Source organism: Bradyrhizobium yuanmingense (genome assembly GCF_025200905.1).
Lineage (GTDB): Bacteria > Pseudomonadota > Alphaproteobacteria > Rhizobiales > Xanthobacteraceae > Bradyrhizobium > Bradyrhizobium yuanmingense.
Map to the genome: position 1 here is coordinate 118,549 of NZ_CP104173.1, position 23,655 is coordinate 142,203.

The window sequence follows — 23,655 nt, forward strand, 5'->3', positions numbered from 1 at the left end:
GAGTTCAACATCGTCAGAGGCAGCCGTGTCAATCACGGCGGGGTCCACCTCTCCCCAAGAGGGGAGAGGCGAAGAATCAGCATTCCTTGGGATCGACGAGGCCGTTGCTGCGCCCGACGATCTCGTAGTTTCCGCTCTTGGCGACGGCGGTGTACATCTTCATCTTGCAATGCCGCTTGCCCGGCACCATCTCGGCGGGTCCGCCCGGACCTTCGGCGATCTTGGCATGGTCGAGCGCGGCGGCCACGGACTCGCGGTCGATCTTGCCGGCTTCCTTGACCGCGGCTTCCCACAGCTTGAGGCCGCGATAGGTGCCTGTGGCAGCGCTGCCGGCGGCGAACAGGAAGTTGCCCGGGAAATCCTTTTCATAGGCCGCCTGGATCTTGGCGTCGAACGGGTTCTCCTTGGTCAGCACCTTGAAATAGTCGAGGCAGCTGGCGAGGCCTTCGATCTCGGCGGCCTGGTTGATGTTGAGCGTGTTCTCGTCGTAGTAGACGCAGGCCAGACGCCCGCCGTTCTTGAGGAAGCCTGCTTCATAGAGCTGCTTGAAGAACGGGCCGACGCCGGGCGGGATGACGGTGTTGAAGACGACGTCGACCTTGTTGGAGATGATGCGGTTGACGGTCGCGGAGAAGTCGACCTGGTCGAGCGGGTAATATTCCTCGAACACGACCTCGCCGCCATTGGATTCGATCACCTTGCGGGCGTAGACGTTGAGCGTGTGCGGCCAGACATAATTGGCGCTGGGCAGCGCGAACTTCTTGCCGCCGTTCTTGATCAGCCAGGGAATGAACTCGTCGCATTGCTGCGCCGGCGTCGGGCCGGTGCAGAACAAATAGGGCGTGCACTCCTTGCCCTCGTAGAGCTGCGGATAGATGTAGAGGGTCTTGCCGCGCGCCACGATCGGGTCCTTGATCGCGTTGCGCATCGAGGAGGTGATGCCGCCGAGGACCATGTCGACCTTGTCGCGCTGGATCAGCTTGCGCACGTTGCCGACGGCGACGGATTCGTTGGATGCGGTATCCTCGATGTAGAGCTCGAGCGGACGGCCGAGCAGGCCGCCGGCTCCGTTGATCTCCTTGATGACCATCTTGGCGACGTTGGCATCGGCGTTGCCGGCGTACGCAATCGGGCCGGTGAGATCGGTGGCGATACCGACCTTGATCGGCGCCTCGGCCGCATTGGCCCAGGGCGCCGGGATCACCCAGCTGCCGACGCCGGTCGCGACCGCGCCGGAGGCGAAGGCGAAATTGGACAGGAAACGACGTCGCGTGAGCTGAGTACGATCGAGCATGTGATTAAACCCCTTTTCCAGCGATGAGACCTTGCGGACGGAATTTGATGAAGACGATGGCGAGCACGAAGACGAGGACGTCGGCAACGACGGGTGCCATCACCCAGGGCAGCGCCGCGCTCAGCGTGCCGATGACGCCGGCGCCCGCGACCGGGCCGATGAAGGAGCCGACCCCGCCGACCATGACCGCGACAAAGCCCTGGATCAGGAAGCGCAGGCCGAGATCGGCAAACAGGCTGAACACCGGCACGATCAGGGCGCCGGCTAGGCCGGCCAGCGCCGCACCGAAGGCAAAGGTGGCGCCGTAGATCAGCGGCGTAGAAATGCCCGACGCGCGCGCCAGCGACGGGTTCTCCAGGGTCGCCCGCACGCGCAGGCCGAAGCTGGTGCGCGACAGCAAGAGATAGCAGAGGCCCATCACCAGCAGCGTGATGACGATGATGGTGAAGCGCCACGCCGAGATGTGCATGGCGCCGATATCGATGGAGCCGCCGATCGGCTCCGGCACGGTGAGGTAGAAGCCGCCGATCAGCCCGCGAACGGCTTCGCGGATGATCAGTCCGAGCGCATAGGTGCCGAGCATGGCAACGATCGGCGCGGCGTAGAATCGCCGGATGATCAGCGCCTCCAGCACGAAGCCGAGCGCGCCGACGACGAAAGGCGCTGCAACCATGCCCGCCCAGATCGGCAGGCCCTTGGCATAAGCGAGATAGGTGATGTAGGCGCCGAGCAGGACGAACTCGCCCTGCGCGAAGTTGAAGATGCCCATCATGCTGGCGATGATCCCGAGCCCCAGCACGATCAGGACGATGATCGCGCCGAAGCTCAGGATCTCGAACGCCGCGACGAACGCGTTAGCCATGCGTTGCGTTTCCGCCGAGTTGAAGCAAAGGTTTCCTCACATCTTCTTCCAGTCGCCGATCTGCTCGAAGGCATGGGCGGCGCGGTAGATCGTGGATTCCTCGAACATGCGGCCGACCAGCATCAGGCCGACGGGCAGGCCGTCGACCATGCCGCAGGGCAGCGACATCGCCGGATGGTGGGTGATGTCGAACGGCGCGGTGTTGGAGATCATCTCGAGCGCGCGGGCGACATATTCCTCGCGGCTGGCATTGGGCTCCGGCAGCTTGGTCGCCTTCATCGGCGTCGTCGGCATCAGGAGCAGGTCGTAATCCCCAAACGCCTTGTCGTAGGCCGCGGTCAGCCGGCGCGAGATGTTGAGGGCCTTGCCGTAGAAGCGAGGGCCGAAATTGTTGTTGATGTAGGTGCCGAGCATCATGAACAGCTTCGTGGTCTCGGACAGCGAATCGGCCTGCCGACGCCAGCCGCGATGGAAATCCATCAGCGAGGTCGAATAGAGATCGCCGCGGCTGAGGCCGTAGCCGTCGCCGAACATCATGGTCTGGGTCAGGCCTTCCGTGCCGATCGGCGTCCAGATCGCCCCGCCCATCAGGTGCATCGGGATCGAGACGGTCTCGACCGTGGCGCCGAGATCCCTAAAGCGCTTTGCGGCCTCGCGCACGCTTTCATTCACCGCAGACTCGGCGGTCGGCTGTTCGAAACCCTCCTTGACGATGCCGATCTTCATGCCCTTGACGCCCTGGCCTAGCGCCTTGGTGTACTCCTCGACCTTCGGAGCCTTGATGCGCGGATCGTAGCCGTCGTCCCCGGCGAGCACCTCGAGCAGCAGCGCATTGTCTTCGACCGTTGCCGTCATCGGACCGGTGTGATCGACATAGATCTCGATCGGCATGATGCCGGTGTAGGGGACGAGGCCCCAGGTCGGCTTCATGCCGTAGATGCCGCAGAACGACGACGGCATGCGGATCGAGCCGCCCTGGTCGCCGCCAATGGCCATGTCGACCTCGCCGAGCGCGACCACGACGCCCGATCCCGACGACGAGCCGCCGGCCGAGTAGCCCATCTTGTGCGGATTATGCACCGGCCCGTAGGAGCCGGTGTGGCTGCCGCCGGACAGGCAGAAATGCTCGCAATGCACCTTGCCCTTGATCTCGGCGCCGGCATCCAGCATGCGCGTGACGATGGTGGCGTCGAAATCGGGCACATAGCCTTCCAAGGTCGACGAGCCGTTGGTCATGGGCACGCCGGCCAGCATGATGTTGTCCTTCAGCGCGATGGTCTTGCCCTTGAGCTTGCCGCTAGCGGCGCCCTTCACTGTCGACTTGCGATACCAGGCATTGCGCGGGTTCTCCTCCGCCGAGGGCCGATAGCCCGGCGTGCGCGGATATTTCACTTCGGGCAATTCGTCCGGCATCGCGGCAACGAGATTGTAGGCTTCGATCGAGCCCTGCATGAGACCGCGGAACGAGGCGACGTCGTCATCGGTGAGCGAAAGACCGCATTGCTCGGCGACACTGCGAAGTTGGGCTGGCGTGGGAAGGGCAACTGTCACGGCGCTCTCCTTGAAGTTCTTTGCAACGTTGGGCGTGGCCGCCCCGGCGCGACGCACGCACCCGCGGCCTCGCCGAAACATTCAAAACGGAAATATTTTCCTTTTCAAGTATTATTTTGCAAATGCGCCGGCCGGTCTAGCCGCGAGGCGGTCAGAGCGGCTTGATCAGCTTGAAATCGAGACCGTCGGCCTCGGCGAGATGCATCGGCATCCGCACGTGCCCGTTGCAGACGGTAACCCGACCGCGGGCGCCGCTGTAGACGATGTTGCGGCCGGCCGCGAGCAGCGGCCGCATCGCCAGCGAACCAGCCTTGTTCGCAACGGCTTCGAGGAAGCGCAGGCCTTCGTAACTCGATTGCCCCACCGAGCCGATCGGCGGCGCATTCGGCCCGAACATCGCGTGATAACGGCTCTGGAAGTCGTCATTGGCGCGCGCGCCGGTGCCGGTGAAGTAGCCGGACGCGCAGAACATGTTCTCGCTGTTGTCGGCGCCGATGCCGAGTAGCACGGTATCGTCCATCGCGCCCGCGAGCCGCAGCGTCGTGGCGCCTAGCCCACATTCGCCGAAGGCCCGGTTGAAGGTGATGCTGTCGGTACCGATCAGCGAGATCAACACGACATCGGGCTTGGCGGCGCGGATCCGCGCCAGATGCGGCCCGTGATTGTCTTCGCCGAGCGGGACGAACTCTTCGCCGACGACGCGGCCGCCGGTTTCCTTGATGTAGTTCTTCACCGCGCGATGCGATTGCCAGGGCCAAACGTAGTCGCTGCCGATCAGGTACCAGCGTTTGGCCTTCTTGACGTCCGCGAGCCAATGGATGGCGGGGCGGCTCTGCCAGCGCGGCGTCTCGCCGATCGCCATCACGCCGGGCGTGCGCTCGCCGCCCTCGTAGACCGGCGTGTAGATATAGGGAATGCGGTGGCGTGTGGTGACGTCGCGGAGGCCCACGCGAACCGCGCTGGTGTGCAATCCGACGATCAGATCGACCTCGTCGAATGCGATTGCCTGCTCGGCGCGGTCCAGAACCTCATCCAGCGGCCCGCCGGCATCGTAGATCGACAGCTCGAGCTCGCGGCCGAGAATGCCGCCGCGCTTGTTGATCTCGGCGACGGCAAGCTGCGCGCTGTTCGTGGCACACGGGCCCCACACGCCAGGCGAGCCGGTGCAGCAGATGAAGCCGCCGACGCGCAGCTTGTTGACGCCGCGGCGCTTGAACAAGGCGTCACCGTGCGGCGACAAGGCACCGCCAGCTGCCGAAGACGACAGATTCCTGAACAGCAAGGACGGCGGTAACGCCGAGCCGCCGTGAGCCGGGAAGTTCACCGTCGCGCGCACGCCAACTCCTGTCTGAGGCCAGACCTGAAAGCACATTGAGCAGGCGGCCGCGGCTTCCGCCCTTTTGTTGGGCAATGATCTTATTTTGAAAATATTGAATATTCAAGAATTGAAGTGCATATAGATGCAGCATCGATTGCAAGACATTCACTCATTTGGGTCAAGGCGAAGTCTCAGCCGTGGCAAAACCGCCGAAACAAAATTCCCCAATCACCGAACACCTCGCTTACCTGCTCGCGCAAGCCAACCGGGAAATCAACCGGCAGCTCGAACTGAGGTTGAGCAAGGAGGGCGTGCCGGTCGAGCAATGGCGCATCCTGAAAGTGCTGTCGGACGGCGAGGGCCATTCGATGGGCGAGCTCGCGGACGCCGTGCTGCTCAACCATCCGACGCTCACGAAGATGATCGACCGCATGGTCTCCGACACGCTGGTCTACCGCGTGCAGGACCCGAACGACCGCCGCAAGGTGCTGATGTTCATCTCCGACCGCGGCAAGGTGCTGTGCAAGAAGCTCAACTCGCTCGCGGTCGACCAGGAGGAGCACATCCTGGAGAGCTACGGCGACAAGTCGACGAGCGAGCTCAAGCGGCTGCTGGAGAGCTTGATCGACAGCTCGAATTAGACCTCGTGAAGTGGAGCGTGGCGCCTTGCGAAGCGCACACACACATCTGCCGTTTCAATGCATAGCCAGAGGAAAGCACTCGCGCATCATCGCCAGCACGAGAGGCGATAGCGTTGGCCATTCCATGTCGTCCAGCCCACGGCCTTGTTGCTGACCGGCTTGGCTAGATACCATTTGTTGCCGTCGGCATGGTTGAAGTACACGCCGCCCTGGGTTCCGGTGCGTGGATTTGTCAACTTCACCCATCGCGAGCCATTATCTGAGAAGCGGCCTGACCAGCGTGCTCCCGAAGTGCTGGTGCAAGTGTTGCCGTTGCAGGTTGTCTGACTGTCATCGACGGCGGCCCATTTCATCCGGGCCGGGCGGCCGTCGATGTTGCACGACCATGTTCCGCCCCACCATCCGCCCACTTGGCTCGCAGGGGCGGAACCGCAGGCGTAAAAACTCAGGGCAAGGACACAAAAGGCGGTTGGCAGCGCGCGTTTGGACATTGTCTGGCTCCCAATTTTCAGGCCACGTCTCGTGATTCAATCAAACCACGGATTGAGCTCTGTAGCGGTGATCCAGATCACAATGAGCAGTGGTAAAAAATTGGATGGTCTACCCGAGGGCGTTCGCCGAGACTCGATGCCGCGCTTTGACCATTGGCTCTCCGGGTGAAGAGTTCTTCAGCGACGCAGCCGCGCGAGCGAGTGGCCGCCGGCCATCTGCAGAAGCAGCAGCACTCCGGAGTGATCACAGGAACAGGCGCTGAGGCGGGTTGCCAGATGACTGAAGCGTGCTCAGCCGCGCGTGACGGATAAAGGACCGTCTGACAATTGTGCGCCAGCCATCCTCAATGGCGTGCGCCTACCATTCGTTATGCAACGGAAGACCAGCAGGCATCATATGGATCGAAAGCATTCGACGCCTGGCGAACTCGTGGGCCAAGACAACACCGCGAGTTCGCTGGGTTTTGAGGTCATCGATCAAGCATACCGCCCGTGGCAGTGCTTGTACTTCTTGCCACTACCGCACGGGCAGTCCTCGTTGCGGCCGACCTTGCCCCAGCTCGTCGGGTTCTTCGGGTCGCGCAACGCCGCGTCGGTGGATTGGGCGCCGAGGGTGACGCTGGCGAGAGCCATCTCGTCCTCGCCGGTGTTCGGATCGAACTTGTGCGCCTCCATCGGCGGCAGGACGGGGGCCTCCTGCTCCGGCGGGACGATCTCGACGCGCATCAGCTGCGCCGTGACGGCCTCGCGCAAGTGAGCGCTCATCTCCTGGAAGAGATTGAAGGCTTCGGTCTTGTACTCCTGCAACGGATCGCGCTGGCCGTAGCCGCGCAGACCGATGACCTGGCGCAGATGGTCGAGCATGATCAGGTGCTCGCGCCAGAGATGGTCGAGCGTCTGCAAGAGGATGGTCTTCTCGACGTAACGCATCACGTCGGGACCCCATTGCGCGACCTTGGCCGCCATGTGTTCGTCGGCCTTGGTCTCGATGCGAGTCAGCAGCTCCTCGTCGGCGATGCCCTCTTCCTTGGCCCATTCGTCGACCGGCAGGTCGAGATCGAGCACGCGCTTCAATTCGTCCTTGAGCCCGGCGACGTCCCACTGCTCGGCATAGGCATGCTCGGGCACGTGCTTGGCGACGAGGTCGTCGATGAAGGCGTGGCGCATGTCGGCGACGGTCTCGGCGACGCTCTCGTCCTTCATCAGCTCGACGCGCTGGTCGAAGATCACCTTGCGCTGGTCGTTCTGGACGTTGTCGAACTTGAGCAGGTTCTTGCGGATGTCGAAGTTGCGCGCCTCGACCTTCTGCTGCGCCTTCTCCAGCGCCTTGTTGATCCAGGGATGGATGATGGCCTCGCCCTCTTGCAGGCCGAGACGCTGCAGCATGCTGTCGAGACGGTCCGAGCCGAAGATGCGCATCAGGTCGTCTTCCAGCGACAGGAAGAACTTCGAGCGGCCGGGATCGCCCTGACGGCCGGAACGGCCGCGCAGCTGGTTGTCGATGCGGCGGGACTCGTGGCGCTCGGAGCCGATGATGTAGAGGCCGCCGGGCTTCTTCACGGTCTTGGCAGGCTTGCTTCCCTTGGCCGGCTCGACCTCGACGGTCTCCTCGGCCTTCAGCACGATGTCGCGGAAGTGCTCGATATCGGCCTTGATCTGCTCGATCTTCTTGGCCTTCTCGGCCTCGTCGGTGATATCAGCAGTCTCCTGCTGGATGCGCATCTCCAGCGAGCCGCCGAGCTTGATGTCGGTGCCGCGGCCGGCCATGTTAGTGGCGATCGTGATCGCGCCCGGCACGCCGGCTTCGGCGACGATGTAGGCTTCCTGCTCGTGGAAGCGCGCGTTCAGCACCGCGAACAGTTTCGCCGGCTTGCCGGCGCGGGCGGCGGCATAGAGCTTGTCGAGCGCGCCCTCCTTGCCGAAATCGATCTGCTTGTAGCCGTTCTTCTTGAGGAATTCGGCGAGCACCTCCGACTTCTCGATCGAGGCGGTACCGACCAGCACCGGCTGCAGGCGCGCATTGGCGCGCTCGATCTCGGCGAGGATGGCCTGATATTTTTCCTTTTGGGTCCGATAGACCTCGTCGTCCTCGTCGAGGCGCGCGATCGACAGATTGGTCGGGATCTCCACGACCTCGAGCTTGTAGATGTCGAACAATTCGTCCGCTTCGGTCGCGGCGGTGCCGGTCATGCCCGCCAGCTTCTCGTACATGCGGAAGTAGTTCTGGAAGGTGATCGAGGCCAGCGTCTGGTTCTCGGGCTGGACCTGGACGTGCTCCTTGGCCTCCAGCGCCTGATGCAGGCCTTCCGAATAGCGGCGGCCCGGCATCATGCGGCCGGTGAACTCGTCGATGATGACGACTTCGCCGTCGCGGACGATGTAGTCCTTGTCGCGCGTGAACAGCGTGTGAGCGCGCAGGGCCTGGTTGATGTGGTGCACGACGGAGACGTTCTCGACGTCGTAGAGCGACTCGCCCTTGAGCTGGCCGGCATCGCGCAGCAGCGTCTCGATCTTCTCCATGCCGCCTTCGGTCAGCGTCACCGTGCGCTGCTTCTCGTCGACCTCGTAGTCGGTCTTGTCGAGCCTCGGCAGGAAGCCGTCGATGGTGTTGTAGAAGTCGGAGCGGTCGTCGAGCGGGCCGGAGATGATCAGCGGCGTGCGCGCTTCGTCGATCAGAATGGAGTCGACCTCGTCGACGATGGCGAAGAAGTGCGGCCGCTGGACCATGTCCTCGAGCCGGTACTTCATGTTGTCGCGGAGATAGTCGAAGCCGTATTCGTTGTTGGTGCCGTAGGTGATGTCGCAGGCATAGGCCGCCTTGCGCTCGGCATCGTCGAGACCGTGCACGATCACGCCGGTGGTCATGCCGAGGAAGCCGTAGATCTGGCCCATCCAGCCGGAGTCGCGGCGGGCGAGGTAGTCGTTGACCGTGACGACGTGGACGCCTTTGCCGGCGAGCGCGTTCAGATACACCGCAAGCGTCGCGACCAGCGTCTTGCCTTCGCCGGTCTTCATCTCGGCGATGTCGCCCTCGTGCAGCACCATGCCGCCGATCAGCTGGACGTCGAAATGGCGCTGGCCGAGCGTGCGCTTGGCGGCCTCGCGCACGGTGGCGAAGGCCGGGACGAGGAGATCGTCCAGCGTCTTGCCGTTCGCGAGCTGCTGCTTGAATTCCGCGGTGCGGGCCTTGAGCGCCTCGTCGGAGAGCTTCGAGACCTCGGGCTCCAGCGCATTGATCGCGTTGACGCGGGACTGATATCCCTTCACCCGCCGGTCGTTGGCGGAGCCGAAAAACTTGCGGGCGAGCGCGCCGATCATGCCAGGTTCCTGTGTTCGCGATTCAACCGCGTTGGGCCTAAGAAGTTGTCACCCGCCCGCCTATCAACTCACCGTGACGCTTCGCGGCGTCAGAGCCCGGACTGCGGGGGACATCCGCCATATGGGTGGGAATTGGGCAAGTCTGGGTTCAACGGCCAAAAACGCAGCAAAATAAACGCCATCGCCATGGTCGCGACCGCGCAGAGATATGGCCCGGTCGGGGCCTTGTCAACGGCGGGCGCAGTGCGGCTAATTCATCATTTTGACAGACTTTTCGCGTTGCCAAGCCCCCCTGATTGGGCGAGTGTCCGCCCCGCTCGAGCAGCCCCCTGCTTCAACATAAGGATTTTCCATGACCACCTCGTTCCCGGCAACCCAGCGCTTCCGCTCCGCGTCCGCCCTGGCTGGCAGCCTCGCTCTGGCGCTGTCCCTGGCGTTTGCGGGCCCGCTCCGGGCCGCCGATGATCCGGTGCTGGCGAAGGTCAATGGCGCGGAAATCAAGAAGAGCGACGTCACCATGGCCGAGGAGGAACTCGGGCCGAGCCTTGCCCAGATGGACCCGGCGACCAAGGACGAGAACGTCCTGTCGTTCCTGATCGACATGAAGATCGTCAGCAAGGCTGCCGAAGACAAGAAGATCGCCGACGGCGAGGAGTTCAAGAAGCGCCTGGCATTCGCCCGCAACCGGCTTCTGATGGACAGCCTGCTCGCCAACGAGGGCAAGGCCGCGACCACGCCGGACGCCATGAAGAAGGTCTATGAGGAGGCCGCCAAGCAGATCACCGGCGAGCAGGAGGTGCGCGCCCGCCACATCCTGGTCGAAACCGAGGACGAGGCCAAGGCGGTGAAGGCCGAGCTCGGGAAGGGGGCCGATTTCGCCGAGCTCGCCAAGAAGAAGTCCAAGGACCCCGGCTCCGCCGATGGCGGCGACCTCGGCTTCTTCACCAAGGAGCAGATGGTGCCGGAATTCTCGGCCGTGGCCTTCTCGCTGGAGCCCGGCAAGATCTCCGACCCCGTGAAGTCGCAGTTCGGCTGGCACATCATCAAGGTCGAGGAAAAGCGCAACCGCAAGGCGCCCGATTTCGAGCAGGTCAAGGCCCAGATCGAGCAGTACGTGACCCGCAAGGCCCAGGCCGAGTATGTCGCCAAGCTGCGTACCGAAGCCAAGGTCGAGCGGCTGGACCAGCCGGCGGCGGATGCGTCGAAGGACGCCAAGCCGGATGCGAAGCCGTCCGACAGCAAGATGGCGCCGCCGGCGAAGAAGTAAGAATTCGCTGTCACTTCGCGGACGCCAAGTATATCTAACGTCGCAATGGCCGGGGCTCCCCCGGCCATCTGCATGTCCAGACCCTACCAAGGCGCCCGCGATGTCCTCCTCCGTCTCTCCGCTCGCCCCCAAAACCGTCCCTGATATGCCCGTGATCGCGGGCATCCGTCTGGCGACGGCTGAAGCCGGCATCCGCTACAAGAACCGTACCGACGTGCTGCTCGCGGTGATGGACAAGGGCACTGCCGTCGCCGGCGTCTTCACTAGGTCAAAGTGTCCCTCGGCCCCGGTGGAATGGTGCCGCGCCAAGCTGAAGGGCGGCAAGGCGCGCGCGCTCGTGGTCAATTCCGGCAATGCCAACGCCTTCACCGGCAAGACCGGCCGCGCCTCCACCGCGCTGACGGCGAAGATCGCAGCCAAGGCGGTCGGCTGCAGCGAGAGCGAAATCTTCCTGGCCTCGACCGGCGTGATCGGCGAGCCGCTGGATGCCACCAAGTTCGACGGCGTGCTCGGTCGCCTCGCCGAAGCCGCCGAGCCCGGCGATTACCTGGCCGCGGCCAAGGCGATCATGACCACCGACACCTTCCCGAAAGTGGCGACCGCGACCGTCAAGCTCGGCAAGGCCAAGGTCACCATCAACGGCATGGCCAAGGGCGCCGGCATGATCGCGCCCGACATGGCGACGATGCTGTCCTTCATCTTCACTGACGCGCCGATCGCGCCCGCCGCGCTGCAGGCGCTGCTCAAGAGCGGCGTCGAGGACACGTTCAACGCCGTGACCATCGACGGCGATACCTCGACATCGGATACGCTGCTGGCTTTCGCCACCGGCGCCGCCGCTGAGCACGGCGCGCCAAAGATCAGCCGCGCCAGCGACCCGCGCCTGAAGGCCTTCGTCAAGGCGTTCAACCAGGTGCTCGCCAATCTCGCCGAGCAGGTCGCCCGCGACGGCGAAGGCGCGCGCAAGCTGGTCGAGATCACCGTGGAGGGCGCCAAGACCAAGGCCTCGGCCCGCAAGATCGCGATGTCGATCGCGAACTCGCCGCTGGTGAAGACCGCGATCGCCGGCGAGGATGCCAATTGGGGCCGCGTGGTGATGGCCGTCGGCAAGGCCGGCGAGCCGGCCGATCGCGACAAGCTGTCGATCTCGTTCAACGGCATCCGCGTCGCCAAGCGCGGGGCGCGCGATCCCGATTATGACGAAGCGCAGGTGTCGGAAGCGATGAAGGCGCCGGAGATTGCGATTCTGGTGTCGCTCGGCCTCGGCAAAGGCCGCGACCGCGTCATGACCTGCGACCTCACCAAGGAATATGTGGCGATCAACGGGGACTACAGGTCGTAGGTCTTCTCCCTCTCCCCGTTCTTACGGGGAGAGGTGAGCGCCATCATCCGGAGATCCGCGCGTCCGCGACCGCCTTCTTGAACAGCGCGTTCATGGCGTCCGCGATGCCTTGCGTCGGGCTGACCTCGAAATACAGGCCCGGCGAAGCGCAGCTCTGCATGTTCTGTGCGATCTGGCTGTTCGGCGACGGGCCATAGGGGCCGGCATTGAACGGATCGATCCACTTCATGTACCAGGGGTTGGTCGGCAGCGCGAGATACGTCGTGTACAACACCGCGACCTTGACGCCGCGATCCTTCATCGTCTTGCAAAGCGCAGGGTTGAGCGGCGACTGGCACCGCGTGCTGCCCGAGAGCGGTTTCAGGCATCCGGTGTTGCTCTCATCGGCCACGCCATCGGACACGAAGAACAGGTATTTGAGCGGACTGGCCGACGTGCCGCTTCCGGGGGAGCTGATCTCGCCGTTGATCGCAGGAAAGACCGCAGTGAATGGGGTATCTTGATCGTGATTCTCGTTCTGGCCGTTCACCGACATCAAGTCGATCTTGCCGGCCGCCGCCTTGGCGCTGGAGAGAGAGGCCGACAACGAAAACAGACTGCGCAGGCCGAGCGAACTTGCAGAGCCGCCGAAATCATAGATCGCCATTCTGAACTGGTTTGAATAGGTCTCGGTGGCGTTTGCCGTATCCATCAAGGACTCGGTGGCGCTCCGAAGCACGTCGATCCGGGTGGTCACGCCAAGCTTCTTGGCAAGGTCGTAATAGTTGTTCTTGTCCTTGAGATCGTGGCAGGCGAAAGCGCACTTGTCTGACGTGTTGTTGACCATCTTCTGCACGTCGGCCGGGGTCGCACCGACGCCCATCGACGGCGAATTGTCCAGCAGCAGGTAGAAATCGATATAGAGCGGCATGCTGGCCGTCGCCTTCGACGTGCCGCTCAACGTCAGCACCGACTTGCCGATCACGCCGAGGAACATGGTGTTCAAAGTTGCGGTGAACGAAACCGTCGCGGTGACGGTCGAGCCGGATTTGACCACGGTCGGTGTGAGGCCGGTCAGCGTGTAGCCGGACTGACTGGCGCGATTGGCATTGAAGATGTTCGTGGCGTCCGTGACGCCGACCGAAATCGAGCCGTCCGCAGTCATGTTGCCGGCGGCCTTGAAGGCGGGCGAAGCCTTGGCGATCGAGCCGACACTGGCGGCATCCGCCGCGGCCTGAAGCTTGGACCGGATCAGCGTCGCGCGCGAATAGTCGATGGCGCAGCCGACCGCACTGATCAGGGGAACGCAGGCGAGTGCGAAAATCACTGCGATATTGCCGCGCCGGTCGTCAACGAACCGGCGGAGGAGAGCCGAAAGCGCAGCGCGCATGAGGTGGCCTGGAGTGGTTTAAAGAGTTCCCACTCTAGGAACTGCGGATTAAATATGACTTATGGTGACCTTGGAAACGTAGACTGCAACGAGGTTAACAAACCGTTGCAAACGATCTCAGCGAGCGACAGACGCGCATGGCCGATCTCAAACTGACACTGGTGGTGGCCTGCGCGCTCGTCGACGCCGACAAACGCGTCCTGATCGCGCAGCGCCCGGAAGGAAAGGCCCTGGCCGGCCTGTGGGAATTCCCCGGCGGCAAGCTCGAGCCGGGCGAGCGGCCGGAGCAGAGCCTGATCCGGGAGCTTCATGAGGAGCTCGGCATCAACGTCGCCGAGCCGTGCCTCGCGCCGCTGACCTTCGCCAGCTACGGTTACGAGACCTTCCATCTGCTGATGCCGCTCTATATCTGCCGGCGCTGGGAGGGGTTGGTCACCGCACGCGAGGGCCAGAACCTTGCCTGGGTCCGCGCCAACAAGCTGCGCGATTACCCGATGCCGCCCGCGGACATTCCGCTGATCCCGCATCTGATCGATTTGTTGATGTGAGGTCGAAGGGTACCGCTCTCTGGCGTCATGCCCGGGCTTGTCCCGGGCATCCACGGCCTTCGTGCCAGCCTGAAAGACGTGGATGGCCGGGACAAGCCCGGCCATGACGGAAGAGAAAGATCACTCCTTCCCCGCCTTCTTCACCGCCTCCGCCAGGCTCGCTTTCGCCGACCCCGGCTTCAGCGGCTGCTGCTGGCTCGCATGCGGAGCCCAGCCCGAGAGCCAGACGATGTCGAAGGTCGCGCGGATGCGGCCGTCGGCATCGGCAAAACGCTCGGCGTAGATCTCGGCCATGCGCAGCAGCGTCGCGCGGCGCGTCGGTGTCCGCCGCCGCTCGATCAGCACGTTGGCCGCACCCATGCGGCGGAGATCCTGCATCAACGCGAACGCATTGGCATAGCGCACCACGACACGGTCGACGTCGGTCACCGGCAGCGCAAAGCCCGCCCGCTGCAATAGCGCACCGATGTCGCGAAGGTCAGCGAACGGCGCCACGCGCGGCGACACACCGCCCTCGCATTCGGCTTCCGCCGCGGCAAAGGCCTGCCGCAGCTCGGTGAGGCTGTCGCCGCCGATCATGGCAGCAAGCAGCAGCCCGTCCGGCTTGAGTGCCCGGCGGATTTGCGCGAGCACGCCCGGCAGGTCGTTGACGTATTGCAGCGCCAGCGCCGAGACGACGAGATCGAGGCTCTCAGGCGCGAGGGGCAACTTCTCCGCGCCGGCCGCGTCGAGCGCGATGTGTACGATGGAGGGAAGCCGCGTGCGCAACGCCGAGTGTCCCGCGCCGGGCGTCCAGAGGTCGGCGGGAGCGTGAAACTCCCGCATCACCGCTGCCAAGCGGTCGGACATGTCCTCGGCGACCCGCTCGAGCAGGAATGTGACCGCGCCTTGGGCCTGGGCGCGCTGCTGCCGCCTCTGCAGCAAGGCACGATCAAACAAGGCGGGCGGGATTTGAGCGGTCCGGACCATGCCGCTGGTTACGCCGATCTCCACAGTTCTGGCAATCCGCTGCGTGCAGCGTTAGCCTCCCCACATGGAAGCCGACGCTCCCCCCATCCGTTCCATCGCCGCACCGCTGCGGAGCGCGTGGACGGCCGGCCGCCACGTGCTGGCGCGGGCGGCGCGGCTCGCGCTCGACATCGCCCTGCCGACACAGTGCGTATCGTGCCGGGAGCCGGTTGATGGCGAGGGCGTTTGCGCTTCCTGCTGGGCGCGGCTGTCGTTCATCGAGCGGCCCTATTGCCCGCGGCTCGGCATTCCCTTCGTCTATGACCCCGGCCCCGAGATGCTGTCGATGGAGGCGATCGCGAGCCCGCCGGCTTACCAGCGCGCTCGCGCGGCGGTGCGCTACGACGACGTCGCGCGCACGCTGGTGCATGCGCTGAAGTATCAGGACCGTACCGATCTGGCGCCGGCCATGGGCCGCTGGATGGCGCGCGCGGGCGGCGAGTTGCTGACCGGCGCCGACATGCTGGTGCCCGTGCCCCTGCATTGGCGGCGGGCCTGGCGGCGCCGTTACAACCAATCGGGCGCGCTCGCGCGTGTCATCGAGCGGCAGAGCGGGATCAAGGTGCGGGGCGACGTGCTGCGGCGGGTGCGCGCCACCGAGCAGCAGATCGGCCTGTCGCGGGCCCAGCGCGCCACCAATGTGCAGGGCGCATTTCAGGTATCTCCCGACCGTCAGGCCGAGGTCCAGGGCCGCCGCGTTGTCCTGATCGACGATGTCCTGACGTCAGGGGCTACGCTCGACACCTGCGCGCGGGCCCTGCTCCGCGCCAAGGCGGCCCAGGTCGACGTGCTGGTCTTTGCCCGGGTTGTCGAGAGCGGGCCCCGTCCCATATAATTCAATGAATTCATGACATGAGAGCGCCAGACGAATGACTGCTGCTGTCGAGATCTACACCCGGCCGGGCTGCGGCTATTGTTCCGCCGCCAAGTCACTGCTGACCCGCAAGAAGGCGACCTTCACCGAATTCGACGTCGCCAAGAACCCGTCCTGGCGCCAGGAAATGTACGGCCGCGCCGGCCAGGGCTCGACCTTCCCGCAGATCTGGATCGGCGGCACCCATGTCGGCGGCTGTGACGACCTCTATGCGCTCGATCGCGAAGGCAAGCTCGATGGCATGCTCGAAAGCGTGAAGGCGGTATCATGAGCGAGAACCGCACGTTCACGGCCGCCATGGTGCAGATGCGCACCGGCCTGATGCCCGGGCCGAGCCTCGAGCAGGCTACGAAGCTGATCCGGCAGGCTGCGGCCGATGGCGCCGATTACGTGCAGACACCCGAAGTCAGCAACATGATGCAGCTGAACCGCAAGGCGCTGTTCGAGCATCTCCAGAGCGAAGAGGACGACGTCTCGCTGAAGGCCTACCGGGCGCTCGCGGCGGAGCTGAAGATTCACCTCCATGTCGGCTCGCTGGCGCTGCGCTTCTCGCCGGAGAAGGCGGTCAACCGCTCCTTCCTGATCGGGCCCGAGGGCAATGTGCTCGCGAGCTACGACAAGATCCACATGTTCGACATCGAGCTGCCGGACGGCGAGAGCTATCGCGAATCCGCCAATTACCAGCCGGGCGAGACCGCCGTGATCTCGGATCTGCCCTGGGGCCGCATCGGCTTGACGATCTGCTACGATGTGCGCTTCCCGGCGCTGTACCGTGCGCTCGCAGAAAGCGGCGCCTATTTCATCACCGTGCCGTCCGCCTTCACCCGCAAGACCGGTGAAGCGCATTGGCACGTGCTGCTGCGAGCCCGTGCGATCGAGACCGGCTGCTTCGTCTTCGCCGCGGCGCAGGCCGGCACCCACGAGAACAAGCGCGAGACCTACGGGCATTCGCTGATCGTCGATCCTTGGGGAGAGATCCTCGCCGAAGGCGATGTCGAGCCGGGCATCATCATGGCCAGGATCGACCCGGCCAAGGTCGAGACCGCGCGCCGGGCGATTCCCTCGCTCCAGCACGGCCGCCGCTTCGGCGTCTCCGATCCCAAGGCCGGGCCGGACCATTTGCACCTCGTGCGGGGCTCGGCATGATCCGCTACGCGCTCCACTGCGACGGCAATCACGCCTTCGAAAGTTGGTTCCAGAGCTCGTCGGCCTATGATTCGCAGGTGAAGCGCAAGCTCGTGACCTGCCCGATCTGCGGCTCAGCCAAGGTCGACAAGGCGATCATGGCGCCGCGCATCGTCGGCAAGAAGGAGCGCGGCCGCGCCACGCCGCCGCCGGAGCCCGTGGCCGCGACCACACCCGAGGCTGCGCCGTCAGGGCCGACCTCGCTGCTGATGGCGCAGGAGCGCGAGCTGCGCGCCAAGCTGAAAGAGCTGCGCGACCACATCGTTAAGAATGCCGACAATGTCGGCGAGCGCTTCGCCAACGAAGCCCGCGCCATGCATTACGGCGACAAGGAGCATCGTCCGATCTATGGCGAAGCCTCGCCCGAAGAGGCGAAGTCGCTGATTGACGAAGGCATCGAGGTCTCACCGCTGCCGACCCTGCCGGAAGACCGGAATTAAGCTCCCACCAGCACAGCGACTCCGACGACGATCAGCGCAATGCCCGCAAGCTCGCGCGGTGCGATTGGCTGCTTGAACGAGTAATACGCCACGGCTTGCGCGAACAGCACCTCGATCAGCGCGAGCGTGCGGACGTTGGCGGCCGCCGTCAGCGCAAAGGCGAGGAACCAGAATTGCGAGGCGAAGGCGCCGATGAAGCCCGCGAGCATCGACGGTCGCCATAACCTGAGGATTCCTCGCAGCACGTCCGGCGTGCGCCAGAGCAGGTAGATCGTCAGGATCAACGTCTGCACGAACAGGCCGAGCACCAGCGTGATTGACGCCGCGGTCACGAAGGACACGCCGGGCACATTGATGATGGCGCCGCGAAAGCCGACCGCTGACAGCGCGAAGGCCGCCGCGGCAACGAGGCCGGTGATGGTCGGCTTCAGCTCGGCAAAGCTCTTGTCGCTGCCGGGGCGGAGCGCGGTGATGACGACGCCGACGGTGGCGATCATGATCGCGAGCACCTTCAGCCAGGTCAGGTGATCGCCGAGGAAGACGAAGCCGAAGATCGCGGTCTGGATCGCCTCGGTCTTCAGGTAGGCCGTCGTCACGACAAACGAGCGGTCGTTCATCGCGAGCAGCATCAGGCCGGTGGCGACGATCTGGCTGAGCGCGCCCAGCAGCAGCCATGGCCAGAACACGGCTGGCGGCGCGCTGAGATGATCGCCGGTCGCGAGCAGCACCAGCCCCAGGAACAGCAGCGAGAACGGAAAGCCGAACAGGAAGCGGATATTGGTCGCGCCCCAGGTCCCCAGCGGCTTCGTCAACGACCGCTGCATCGCATTGCGCGCGACCTGCCCGAGCGCGGCAATGATGGTGAAGGGAATCCAGAGGCTGGCGATGGTGAACATGGGGTGGCGGGCGCGAGGATCCGGGCCAACGTGCCGCTAGCGGTGGAGCAGGTCAATCACACGGATGTCATGGGTGCGATGCTCTCGCACAAACTCGGTGCCCGCGAACGCAGGGACGACGGTTGTGATGTGGCGTCTGCCTAAACCTGCGGCTTGGCCGTCGCGCCGCCATACCGTCGGCGATAGATCCACATCCCCACGCCCAGCACGATCGCAACCCCTGCAACGGTCAGCATCCAGATGTGCTTGCCGACATGCGCATGATGATGCAGCCCGGCATATTCATGCAGGGCCGACACGGCCAAGACGCCCGGCAGCACATGGGCGGGCGCCCAGGCCAGGATCGCCGGGATGTTCACGGCATAGAATTTCGTGGGCGCCATGCCCAGCGCGCCGGCGGTCACGGGCACGAAGGCGCGGATCGGCGGCACGAAGCGGGCGAAGAACACGGCCCAGGTGCCGAAGCGGTTGAAGAAGTTTTCGCTCTCCGCGACCACGCGTGGATAATTGGTCAGCGGCCAGGTGTTGAGGATCTCGCGCTGCCGCCTGTGCCCGATCCAATAGGCCGCCCCGTCGCCGAGTACGGCACCAGTTGCGGCCGCCAAGAGCACCCATGGCAGCTGCAATTCGCCGCCGGGGATCAGGGCGCTCAGCGCCAGGATGATGGTCGAGCCGGGGATCACCGATCCCACCACCGGAACGGCTTCGAGCAGCGCCGCCAGGAACAGGGTCAGATAGGCCAGCCACGCATGGGCGGAAACGAAGGCGATGAGGGGATCGAGGAAGGACGTCACGTCGTCTCTTGAAGGGCTGGAGCATGAGGGCTTCGGACCCTACATAAGTAACTGCATACGGCCAAAGTACCATTCGCACGGATTGGGGCCGACCCGCCCGAATTTCGGCGTGATTCGCAAGGCAGCCCTCCAAAAACTGCGTTCCTTGCCTATCTAAATGAAAAGACAACGGAACTTTGATTGGTGGGCGGGCTTCTGCCGGCTCGTTGTCTCTGATAGGTTGATTTTCAGCACCCAGCCGCAGCCAACGTGCGAATAACCGGTTTCGGGACCGCCCGGGACCTCGGAGGATTGATGACGACCGCCGCCCTGTCCAAAGTTGAGGAAGTTTCCGGCCTGCCCGACATGAAGGTGTCGGTGCGCCAGGTGTTCGGGATCGACAGTGATCTCGAAGTCCCGGCCTATTCCGAAGTCGATCCTCATGTGCCCGAAGTGGATTCCGATTACCGCTTCGACCGCGCCACCACGCTGGCCATTCTCGCGGGCTTTGCCAGGAACCGCCGCGTGATGGTGACCGGCTATCACGGCACCGGCAAATCCACCCATATCGAGCAGGTCGCGGCACGTCTGAACTGGCCCTGCGTGCGCGTCAACCTCGACAGCCACATCAGCCGTATCGACCTCGTCGGCAAGGACTCGATCGTGGTCCGCGACGGCAAGCAGGTCACCGAATTCCGCGACGGCATCCTGCCCTGGGCGCTGCAGAACAACGTCGCGCTGGTGTTCGACGAATACGACGCCGGCCGCCCGGACGTCATGTTCGTGATCCAGCGCGTGCTGGAGGTTTCGGGCCGCCTGACGCTCTTGGACCAGAACAAGGTGATCAAGCCGCATCCGGCGTTCCGGCTGTTCGCCACCGCCAACACCGTCGGCCTCGGCGACACCTCGGGCCTCTATCACGGCACCCAGCAGATCAATCAGGGCCAGATGGACCGCTGGTCGATCGTCACCACGCTGAACTATCTCAGCCACGACGAGGAAGTCGAGATCGTGCTGGCCAAGGCCAAGCACTATCGCACCCAGGAGGGCCGCGACATCGTCAACAAAATGGTGCGCCTCGCCGACCTCACCCGCAACGCCTTCGCCAATGGCGATCTGTCGACGGTGATGAGCCCGCGCACGGTGATCACCTGGGCGGAAAACTCCGACATCTTCGGCGATATCGGCTTCGCCTTCCGCGTCACCTTCCTCAACAAATGCGACGAGCTCGAACGGCCCCTGGTCGCCGAGTTCTACCAGCGCTGCTTCAATGCGGAGCTGCCGGAATCGGCAATCAACGTCGCGCTGAGCTGATCTCTCACGGTGTGTCGTCCCGGCGAAGGCCGGGACCCATACCGCGTGATGTCTCGATTGAAGCGACGCTGATAGTTTCCTGACACAAGAGCGGCCGGTGGTTATGGTCCCGGCCTTCGCCGGGACGACAGATAGGGTCAGATGACCGCCTCCAACTCCAAATTCCGCAGCAACAAGGAAGCACCGACTGAGCCGTTCAAGCGCTCGGTCGCCTCCTGTCTGAAGGCGATCGCAAAGGCGCCCGAGCTCGACGTCTCCTTCGCAGCCGAGCGCCCGGGCCTTGCGCCCGGCAAGGCGCGGCTGCCTGAGCCCGCGCGCAAGATGACGAAGCGTGACGCCGCGATCGTGCGCGGCCATGCCGATTCCATCGCGCTCAAGCTCGCCTGTCACGATCCCAAGGTTCACCGCAAGCTGATGCCCGGCAATCCGCAGGCGCGCGGCGTGTTCGAGGCGGTGGAGCAGGCCCGCGTCGAGGCGATCGGCGCGCGCCGCATGGCGGGCGTTGCCAAGAACCTCACCGCGATGCTCGACGACCATTTCCACCGCGGCAAGTTCGACGAGATCACCGACCGCGCCGACGCGCCGCTGGCGGACGCGCTGGCGATGCTGGTGCGCGAGCGCCTCACCGGCATGGCGCCGCCGACGGCGGCCAAGAAGATGGTCGATCTCTGGCGACCGATCCTCGAAGACAAGATCGGCAAGCGGCTCGATCGGCTCGACGGCGTGCTCGAGGATCAGACCAAGTTCGGCGATGCCGTGCATGACCTGCTGTCGGCACTCGAGCTCGGCGACGAGCGCAACGCCGACAGCGAAGACAATGACGAGAACGAGGAGAACCAGGACGGCGACAACGACCAGTCCGGCGCCGAAGGCTCGCCCGATTCCGACGCCGCGCAGGAAATGAGCGCCGACCAGGCGCAGGCAACCAGCGAGGAGATGAGCGAGAGCGCGATGGAAAGCGCGCAGGCCTCCACCTCCGACACCTTCGACGATGGCGAGCTCGGTGATGACGAGACGCCGGGCGAGGCGACGCGCCCGAACCAGCACGGCAGGAACGAGCCGCGTGGGCCGGAATATCACGCCTTCGCGCCCAAGTTCGATGAGGTCATCGCCGCCGAGGATCTCTGCGACCATGACGAGCTGGAGCGGCTGCGCGCCTATCTCGACAAGCAGCTCGCACATCTGCAGGGCATCGTCGCCCGTCTCGCCAACCGGCTGCAGCGCCGCCTGATGGCGCAGCAGAATCGCGCCTGGGAGTTCGATCTCGAGGAGGGCATCCTCGACCCTGCGCGGCTGTCGCGCGTCGTCACCGATCCCTATCACCCGCTGTCCTTCATGCACGAGAAGGAGGCGACGTTCCGCGACACCGTAGTGACGCTGCTGCTCGACAATTCCGGCTCCATGCGCGGCCGCCCGATCACGGTCGCCGCGACCTGTGCCGACATCCTCGCGCGCACGCTGGAGCGTTGCGGCGTCAAGGTCGAGATTCTCGGCTTCACCACGCGGGCCTGGAAGGGCGGGCAATCGCGCGAGGCATGGCTTGCCGCCGGCAAGCCGGCCAATCCTGGCCGCCTCAACGATCTCCGCCACATCATCTACAAGTCCGCGGACGCCCCGTGGCGTCGTGCGCGGAAAAACCTGGGCCTGATGATGCGCGAGGGCCTCTTGAAGGAGAACATCGACGGCGAGGCGCTGGACTGGGCGCACAAGCGCCTGCTCGGCCGGCCCGAGCAGCGCAAGATCTTGATGATGATCTCGGACGGCGCGCCGGTCGACGATTCCACGTTGTCGGTCAATCCGGGCAATTATCTCGAGCGGCATCTGCGCCACATCATCGAGGAGATCGAGACCCGCTCGCCGGTCGAGCTGATCGCGATCGGCATCGGCCATGACGTGACGCGCTATTATCGCCGCGCGGTAACGATCGTGGACGCGGAAGAACTCGGCGGCGCGATCACCGAAAAGCTTGCCGAGCTCTTCAGCGAGACCAACACGGCGCCAACGCAAGCGGCCGGTCGCCCGCGACGCAAATTGCATTCGTGAGCACGCATCCATCCCGCCGCAGCTTCGTCAGCCTCGCGGCGGCGGGATTTTCCACTCTCGCGTTGCCGCGCTTGGCGCAGGCGCAGGCGCAGCTGCAGCCCAAGACCGAGCCGCCGCCGCGCGCCCTCCAGCTCGAGCATGCCGTCACCGCGCCGGTCAGCGTCGAGGTCAACGCGCGTAGCATTGCCAATTTCGAGCCGCGCGACCGCTCGCGCACGCGCTTCGGCTCGCTGGATTTTCGCAGCGGCCTGGTGCTGACCTCGCCCTATCGCGGCTTCGGCGGGCTGTCGGGCCTCCGCTTCCTCGACGGCAAGGGCGAGCGCTTTCTCGCGATCTCCGATCAGGGCGGCTGGTTCACCGGCAGCATCCGCTATTCCGGCCGCGAGATGATTGGGCTCGCCGACGTCGAGGCCGCGCCGGTGCTGGGCGCCGACGGGCGGCCGATCACCGAGAAGCGGCTCTGGTACGATACCGAGTCGCTCGCGCGCGACGGCAACCTCGTCTATGTCGGGCTCGAACGCGTCAACCAGATCCTGCGCTATGATTTCGCCAAGGGTGCTACCGGCGCCCGCGGCGAAGTGATCGCCGTCCCGCCGGCCTTGCGCAAGCTGCCCTACAACAAGGGGCTGGAGGCGATGGTCGTCGTGCCCAAAGCGCAGGGACCGGGCAAGAGCCAGGCCCAGCCGCTCGCGGGCACGCTGATCGCCTTTTCCGAGCGCGGGCTCGATGCCGACGGCAACCTCCTCGCTTTCCTGATCGGCGGCTCGACGCCCGGCCAATTCAGCGTGCGGCGCTCGGAGAATTTCGACATCAGCGACGCGGTGCTGCTGCCCTCGGGCGATCTGCTCATCCTCGAACGTAAATTTTCCTGGTTCACCGGCGTCAACATCCGCATCCGCGCGATCCCCTTGAAATCGATCGTCCCTGGGGCGCTGGTCGACGGCCCCGCTTTGTTCGCCGCCGATCTCGGCCACGAGATCGACAACATGGAAGCCATCGACGCTCACGTCACGAGCGAGGGCGAGACCGTGCTGACGCTGATCTCCGACGACAATTTCTCGATGCTGCAGCGGACTTTGCTGCTGCAATTCACGCTGGCGGAGTAGAGATCGCGCCGGAAC

General features: G+C 64.6%; 22 protein-coding genes. 11 read left to right on the forward strand and 11 right to left on the reverse strand.

Features of this window, described 5'->3' with window-relative positions; translation table 11 throughout:
• Positions 1-76: 76 nt before the first annotated feature.
• The 5 genes from N2605_RS00530 to N2605_RS00550 all read right to left on the reverse strand — a co-directional run bounded on the left by N2605_RS00530 (position 77) and on the right by N2605_RS00550 (position 5,185).
• Positions 77-1,294: a substrate-binding protein gene (locus tag N2605_RS00530; protein ID WP_225145187.1), complete on the reverse strand. Its 1,218-nt coding sequence runs from the start codon at positions 1,292-1,294 to the stop codon at positions 77-79.
• 4 nt (positions 1,295-1,298) lie between these two features.
• Complete coding sequence (locus N2605_RS00535) at positions 1,299-2,156, reverse strand: branched-chain amino acid ABC transporter permease (RefSeq protein WP_025032673.1); 858 nt, start codon at positions 2,154-2,156, stop codon at positions 1,299-1,301.
• Between the two features lie 36 nt (positions 2,157-2,192).
• The gene (locus N2605_RS00540) at positions 2,193-3,707 is read right to left on the reverse strand and encodes an amidase (protein WP_036014727.1); all 1,515 of its coding nucleotides are present in this window, start codon (positions 3,705-3,707) and stop codon (positions 2,193-2,195) included.
• 151 nt (positions 3,708-3,858) lie between these two features.
• Positions 3,859-5,043 (reverse strand): substrate-binding domain-containing protein, encoded by a 1,185-nt coding sequence (locus N2605_RS00545; RefSeq protein ID WP_036026234.1) that lies wholly within the window; start codon positions 5,041-5,043, stop codon positions 3,859-3,861.
• Entirely contained in the window at positions 4,931-5,185 is a 255-nt protein-coding gene (locus tag N2605_RS00550) for a hypothetical protein (RefSeq protein ID WP_162131185.1), read from the reverse strand. The genes N2605_RS00545 and N2605_RS00550 overlap by 113 nt, the downstream gene beginning before the upstream one ends.
• A gap of 37 nt (positions 5,186-5,222) precedes the next feature.
• Here N2605_RS00550 and N2605_RS00555 point away from each other — a divergent pair, with 37 nt between their 5' ends.
• Complete coding sequence (locus N2605_RS00555) at positions 5,223-5,666, forward strand: MarR family winged helix-turn-helix transcriptional regulator (protein ID WP_025032676.1); 444 nt, start codon at positions 5,223-5,225, stop codon at positions 5,664-5,666.
• 86 nt (positions 5,667-5,752) lie between these two features.
• Here N2605_RS00555 and N2605_RS00560 read toward each other — a convergent pair whose 3' ends face one another.
• On the reverse strand, positions 5,753-6,157 hold the full coding sequence (locus tag N2605_RS00560) for a DUF6006 family protein (protein WP_074448072.1): 405 nt from the start codon (positions 6,155-6,157) through the stop codon (positions 5,753-5,755).
• A gap of 477 nt (positions 6,158-6,634) precedes the next feature.
• On the reverse strand, positions 6,635-9,475 hold the full coding sequence (gene secA / locus N2605_RS00565) for a preprotein translocase subunit SecA (protein WP_109141738.1): 2,841 nt from the start codon (positions 9,473-9,475) through the stop codon (positions 6,635-6,637).
• Between the two features lie 352 nt (positions 9,476-9,827).
• Here secA and N2605_RS00570 point away from each other — a divergent pair, with 352 nt between their 5' ends.
• Together N2605_RS00570 and argJ are read left to right on the forward strand one after the other, a co-directional pair.
• A complete protein-coding gene (locus tag N2605_RS00570) occupies positions 9,828-10,742 on the forward strand; it encodes a peptidylprolyl isomerase (RefSeq protein WP_260345539.1) in 915 nt (304 codons plus the stop codon).
• Between the two features lie 100 nt (positions 10,743-10,842).
• Positions 10,843-12,084, forward strand: a complete 1,242-nt coding sequence (argJ, locus tag N2605_RS00575) for a bifunctional glutamate N-acetyltransferase/amino-acid acetyltransferase ArgJ (protein WP_036014660.1) — start codon at positions 10,843-10,845, stop codon at positions 12,082-12,084.
• Between the two features lie 43 nt (positions 12,085-12,127).
• Here the strand turns inward: argJ and N2605_RS00580 are convergent, their stop codons facing one another.
• A complete protein-coding gene (locus N2605_RS00580) occupies positions 12,128-13,453 on the reverse strand; it encodes a TadE/TadG family type IV pilus assembly protein (protein WP_225145191.1) in 1,326 nt (441 codons plus the stop codon).
• Positions 13,454-13,590: 137 nt separating this feature from the next.
• Between N2605_RS00580 and N2605_RS00585 the strand changes: the two genes are divergently transcribed.
• Positions 13,591-14,001, forward strand: a complete 411-nt coding sequence (locus N2605_RS00585; RefSeq protein WP_036014656.1) for a (deoxy)nucleoside triphosphate pyrophosphohydrolase — start codon at positions 13,591-13,593, stop codon at positions 13,999-14,001.
• A gap of 120 nt (positions 14,002-14,121) precedes the next feature.
• On the opposite strand, the gene N2605_RS00590 is transcribed toward N2605_RS00585, so the two are convergent.
• The gene (locus tag N2605_RS00590; protein WP_260345540.1) at positions 14,122-14,970 is read right to left on the reverse strand and encodes a methyltransferase domain-containing protein; all 849 of its coding nucleotides are present in this window, start codon (positions 14,968-14,970) and stop codon (positions 14,122-14,124) included.
• A gap of 64 nt (positions 14,971-15,034) precedes the next feature.
• On the opposite strand from N2605_RS00590, the gene N2605_RS00595 reads away from it, so the two are divergent.
• The 4 genes from N2605_RS00595 to N2605_RS00610 are packed head-to-tail and all read left to right on the forward strand — an operon-like array spanning position 15,035 to position 17,508.
• The gene (locus tag N2605_RS00595; protein WP_260345541.1) at positions 15,035-15,844 is read left to right on the forward strand and encodes a ComF family protein; all 810 of its coding nucleotides are present in this window, start codon (positions 15,035-15,037) and stop codon (positions 15,842-15,844) included.
• Between the two features lie 34 nt (positions 15,845-15,878).
• Complete coding sequence (gene grxC / locus N2605_RS00600) at positions 15,879-16,154, forward strand: glutaredoxin 3 (RefSeq protein ID WP_036026245.1); 276 nt, start codon at positions 15,879-15,881, stop codon at positions 16,152-16,154.
• Positions 16,151-17,029, forward strand: a complete 879-nt coding sequence (locus N2605_RS00605; RefSeq protein ID WP_260345542.1) for a carbon-nitrogen hydrolase family protein — start codon at positions 16,151-16,153, stop codon at positions 17,027-17,029. Before grxC ends, N2605_RS00605 begins: the two co-directional genes overlap by 4 nt.
• Positions 17,026-17,508, forward strand: coding sequence for a DUF1178 family protein (locus tag N2605_RS00610; protein WP_260345543.1), 483 nt, complete (start codon positions 17,026-17,028; stop codon positions 17,506-17,508). Before N2605_RS00605 ends, N2605_RS00610 begins: the two co-directional genes overlap by 4 nt.
• Here the strand turns inward: N2605_RS00610 and N2605_RS00615 are convergent.
• Together N2605_RS00615 and N2605_RS00620 are read right to left on the reverse strand one after the other, a co-directional pair.
• Positions 17,505-18,404, reverse strand: coding sequence for an EamA family transporter (locus N2605_RS00615; protein ID WP_260345544.1), 900 nt, complete (start codon positions 18,402-18,404; stop codon positions 17,505-17,507). The genes N2605_RS00610 and N2605_RS00615 overlap by 4 nt on opposite strands.
• A 140-nt stretch (positions 18,405-18,544) precedes the next feature.
• Positions 18,545-19,198: a DedA family protein gene (locus N2605_RS00620; protein ID WP_036026250.1), complete on the reverse strand. Its 654-nt coding sequence runs from the start codon at positions 19,196-19,198 to the stop codon at positions 18,545-18,547.
• A gap of 294 nt (positions 19,199-19,492) precedes the next feature.
• On the opposite strand from N2605_RS00620, the gene cobS reads away from it, so the two are divergent.
• The 3 genes from cobS to N2605_RS00635 all read left to right on the forward strand — a co-directional run bounded on the left by cobS (position 19,493) and on the right by N2605_RS00635 (position 23,640).
• Entirely contained in the window at positions 19,493-20,491 is a 999-nt protein-coding gene (gene cobS, locus N2605_RS00625) for a cobaltochelatase subunit CobS (RefSeq protein WP_036014642.1), read from the forward strand.
• Between the two features lie 141 nt (positions 20,492-20,632).
• Positions 20,633-22,534, forward strand: coding sequence for a cobaltochelatase subunit CobT (gene cobT, locus N2605_RS00630; protein ID WP_036014640.1), 1,902 nt, complete (start codon positions 20,633-20,635; stop codon positions 22,532-22,534).
• Positions 22,531-23,640, forward strand: coding sequence for an esterase-like activity of phytase family protein (locus tag N2605_RS00635; RefSeq protein ID WP_260345546.1), 1,110 nt, complete (start codon positions 22,531-22,533; stop codon positions 23,638-23,640). Before cobT ends, N2605_RS00635 begins: the two co-directional genes overlap by 4 nt.
• Positions 23,641-23,655: the final 15 nt, after the last annotated feature.

What these genes read in the sequence shown, in the direction of transcription:
- N2605_RS00530 (WP_225145187.1), bottom strand. Translation starts at nt 1,294, where the DNA reads ATGCTCGATCGTACTCAGCTCACGCGACGTCGTTTCCTGTCCAATTTC.
- N2605_RS00535 (WP_025032673.1), bottom strand. Translation starts at nt 2,156, where the DNA reads ATGGCTAACGCGTTCGTCGCGGCGTTCGAGATCCTGAGCTTCGGCGCG.
- N2605_RS00560 (WP_074448072.1), bottom strand. Translation starts at nt 6,157, where the DNA reads ATGTCCAAACGCGCGCTGCCAACCGCCTTTTGTGTCCTTGCCCTGAGT.
- secA (WP_109141738.1), bottom strand. Translation starts at nt 9,475, where the DNA reads ATGATCGGCGCGCTCGCCCGCAAGTTTTTCGGCTCCGCCAACGACCGG.
- N2605_RS00570 (WP_260345539.1), top strand. Translation starts at nt 9,828, where the DNA reads ATGACCACCTCGTTCCCGGCAACCCAGCGCTTCCGCTCCGCGTCCGCC.
- argJ (WP_036014660.1), top strand. Translation starts at nt 10,843, where the DNA reads ATGTCCTCCTCCGTCTCTCCGCTCGCCCCCAAAACCGTCCCTGATATG.
- N2605_RS00580 (WP_225145191.1), bottom strand. Translation starts at nt 13,453, where the DNA reads ATGCGCGCTGCGCTTTCGGCTCTCCTCCGCCGGTTCGTTGACGACCGG.
- N2605_RS00585 (WP_036014656.1), top strand. Translation starts at nt 13,591, where the DNA reads ATGGCCGATCTCAAACTGACACTGGTGGTGGCCTGCGCGCTCGTCGAC.
- N2605_RS00590 (WP_260345540.1), bottom strand. Translation starts at nt 14,970, where the DNA reads ATGGTCCGGACCGCTCAAATCCCGCCCGCCTTGTTTGATCGTGCCTTG.
- N2605_RS00595 (WP_260345541.1), top strand. Translation starts at nt 15,035, where the DNA reads ATGGAAGCCGACGCTCCCCCCATCCGTTCCATCGCCGCACCGCTGCGG.
- grxC (WP_036026245.1), top strand. Translation starts at nt 15,879, where the DNA reads ATGACTGCTGCTGTCGAGATCTACACCCGGCCGGGCTGCGGCTATTGT.
- N2605_RS00605 (WP_260345542.1), top strand. Translation starts at nt 16,151, where the DNA reads ATGAGCGAGAACCGCACGTTCACGGCCGCCATGGTGCAGATGCGCACC.
- N2605_RS00610 (WP_260345543.1), top strand. Translation starts at nt 17,026, where the DNA reads ATGATCCGCTACGCGCTCCACTGCGACGGCAATCACGCCTTCGAAAGT.
- N2605_RS00615 (WP_260345544.1), bottom strand. Translation starts at nt 18,404, where the DNA reads ATGTTCACCATCGCCAGCCTCTGGATTCCCTTCACCATCATTGCCGCG.
- cobS (WP_036014642.1), top strand. Translation starts at nt 19,493, where the DNA reads ATGACGACCGCCGCCCTGTCCAAAGTTGAGGAAGTTTCCGGCCTGCCC.
- cobT (WP_036014640.1), top strand. Translation starts at nt 20,633, where the DNA reads ATGACCGCCTCCAACTCCAAATTCCGCAGCAACAAGGAAGCACCGACT.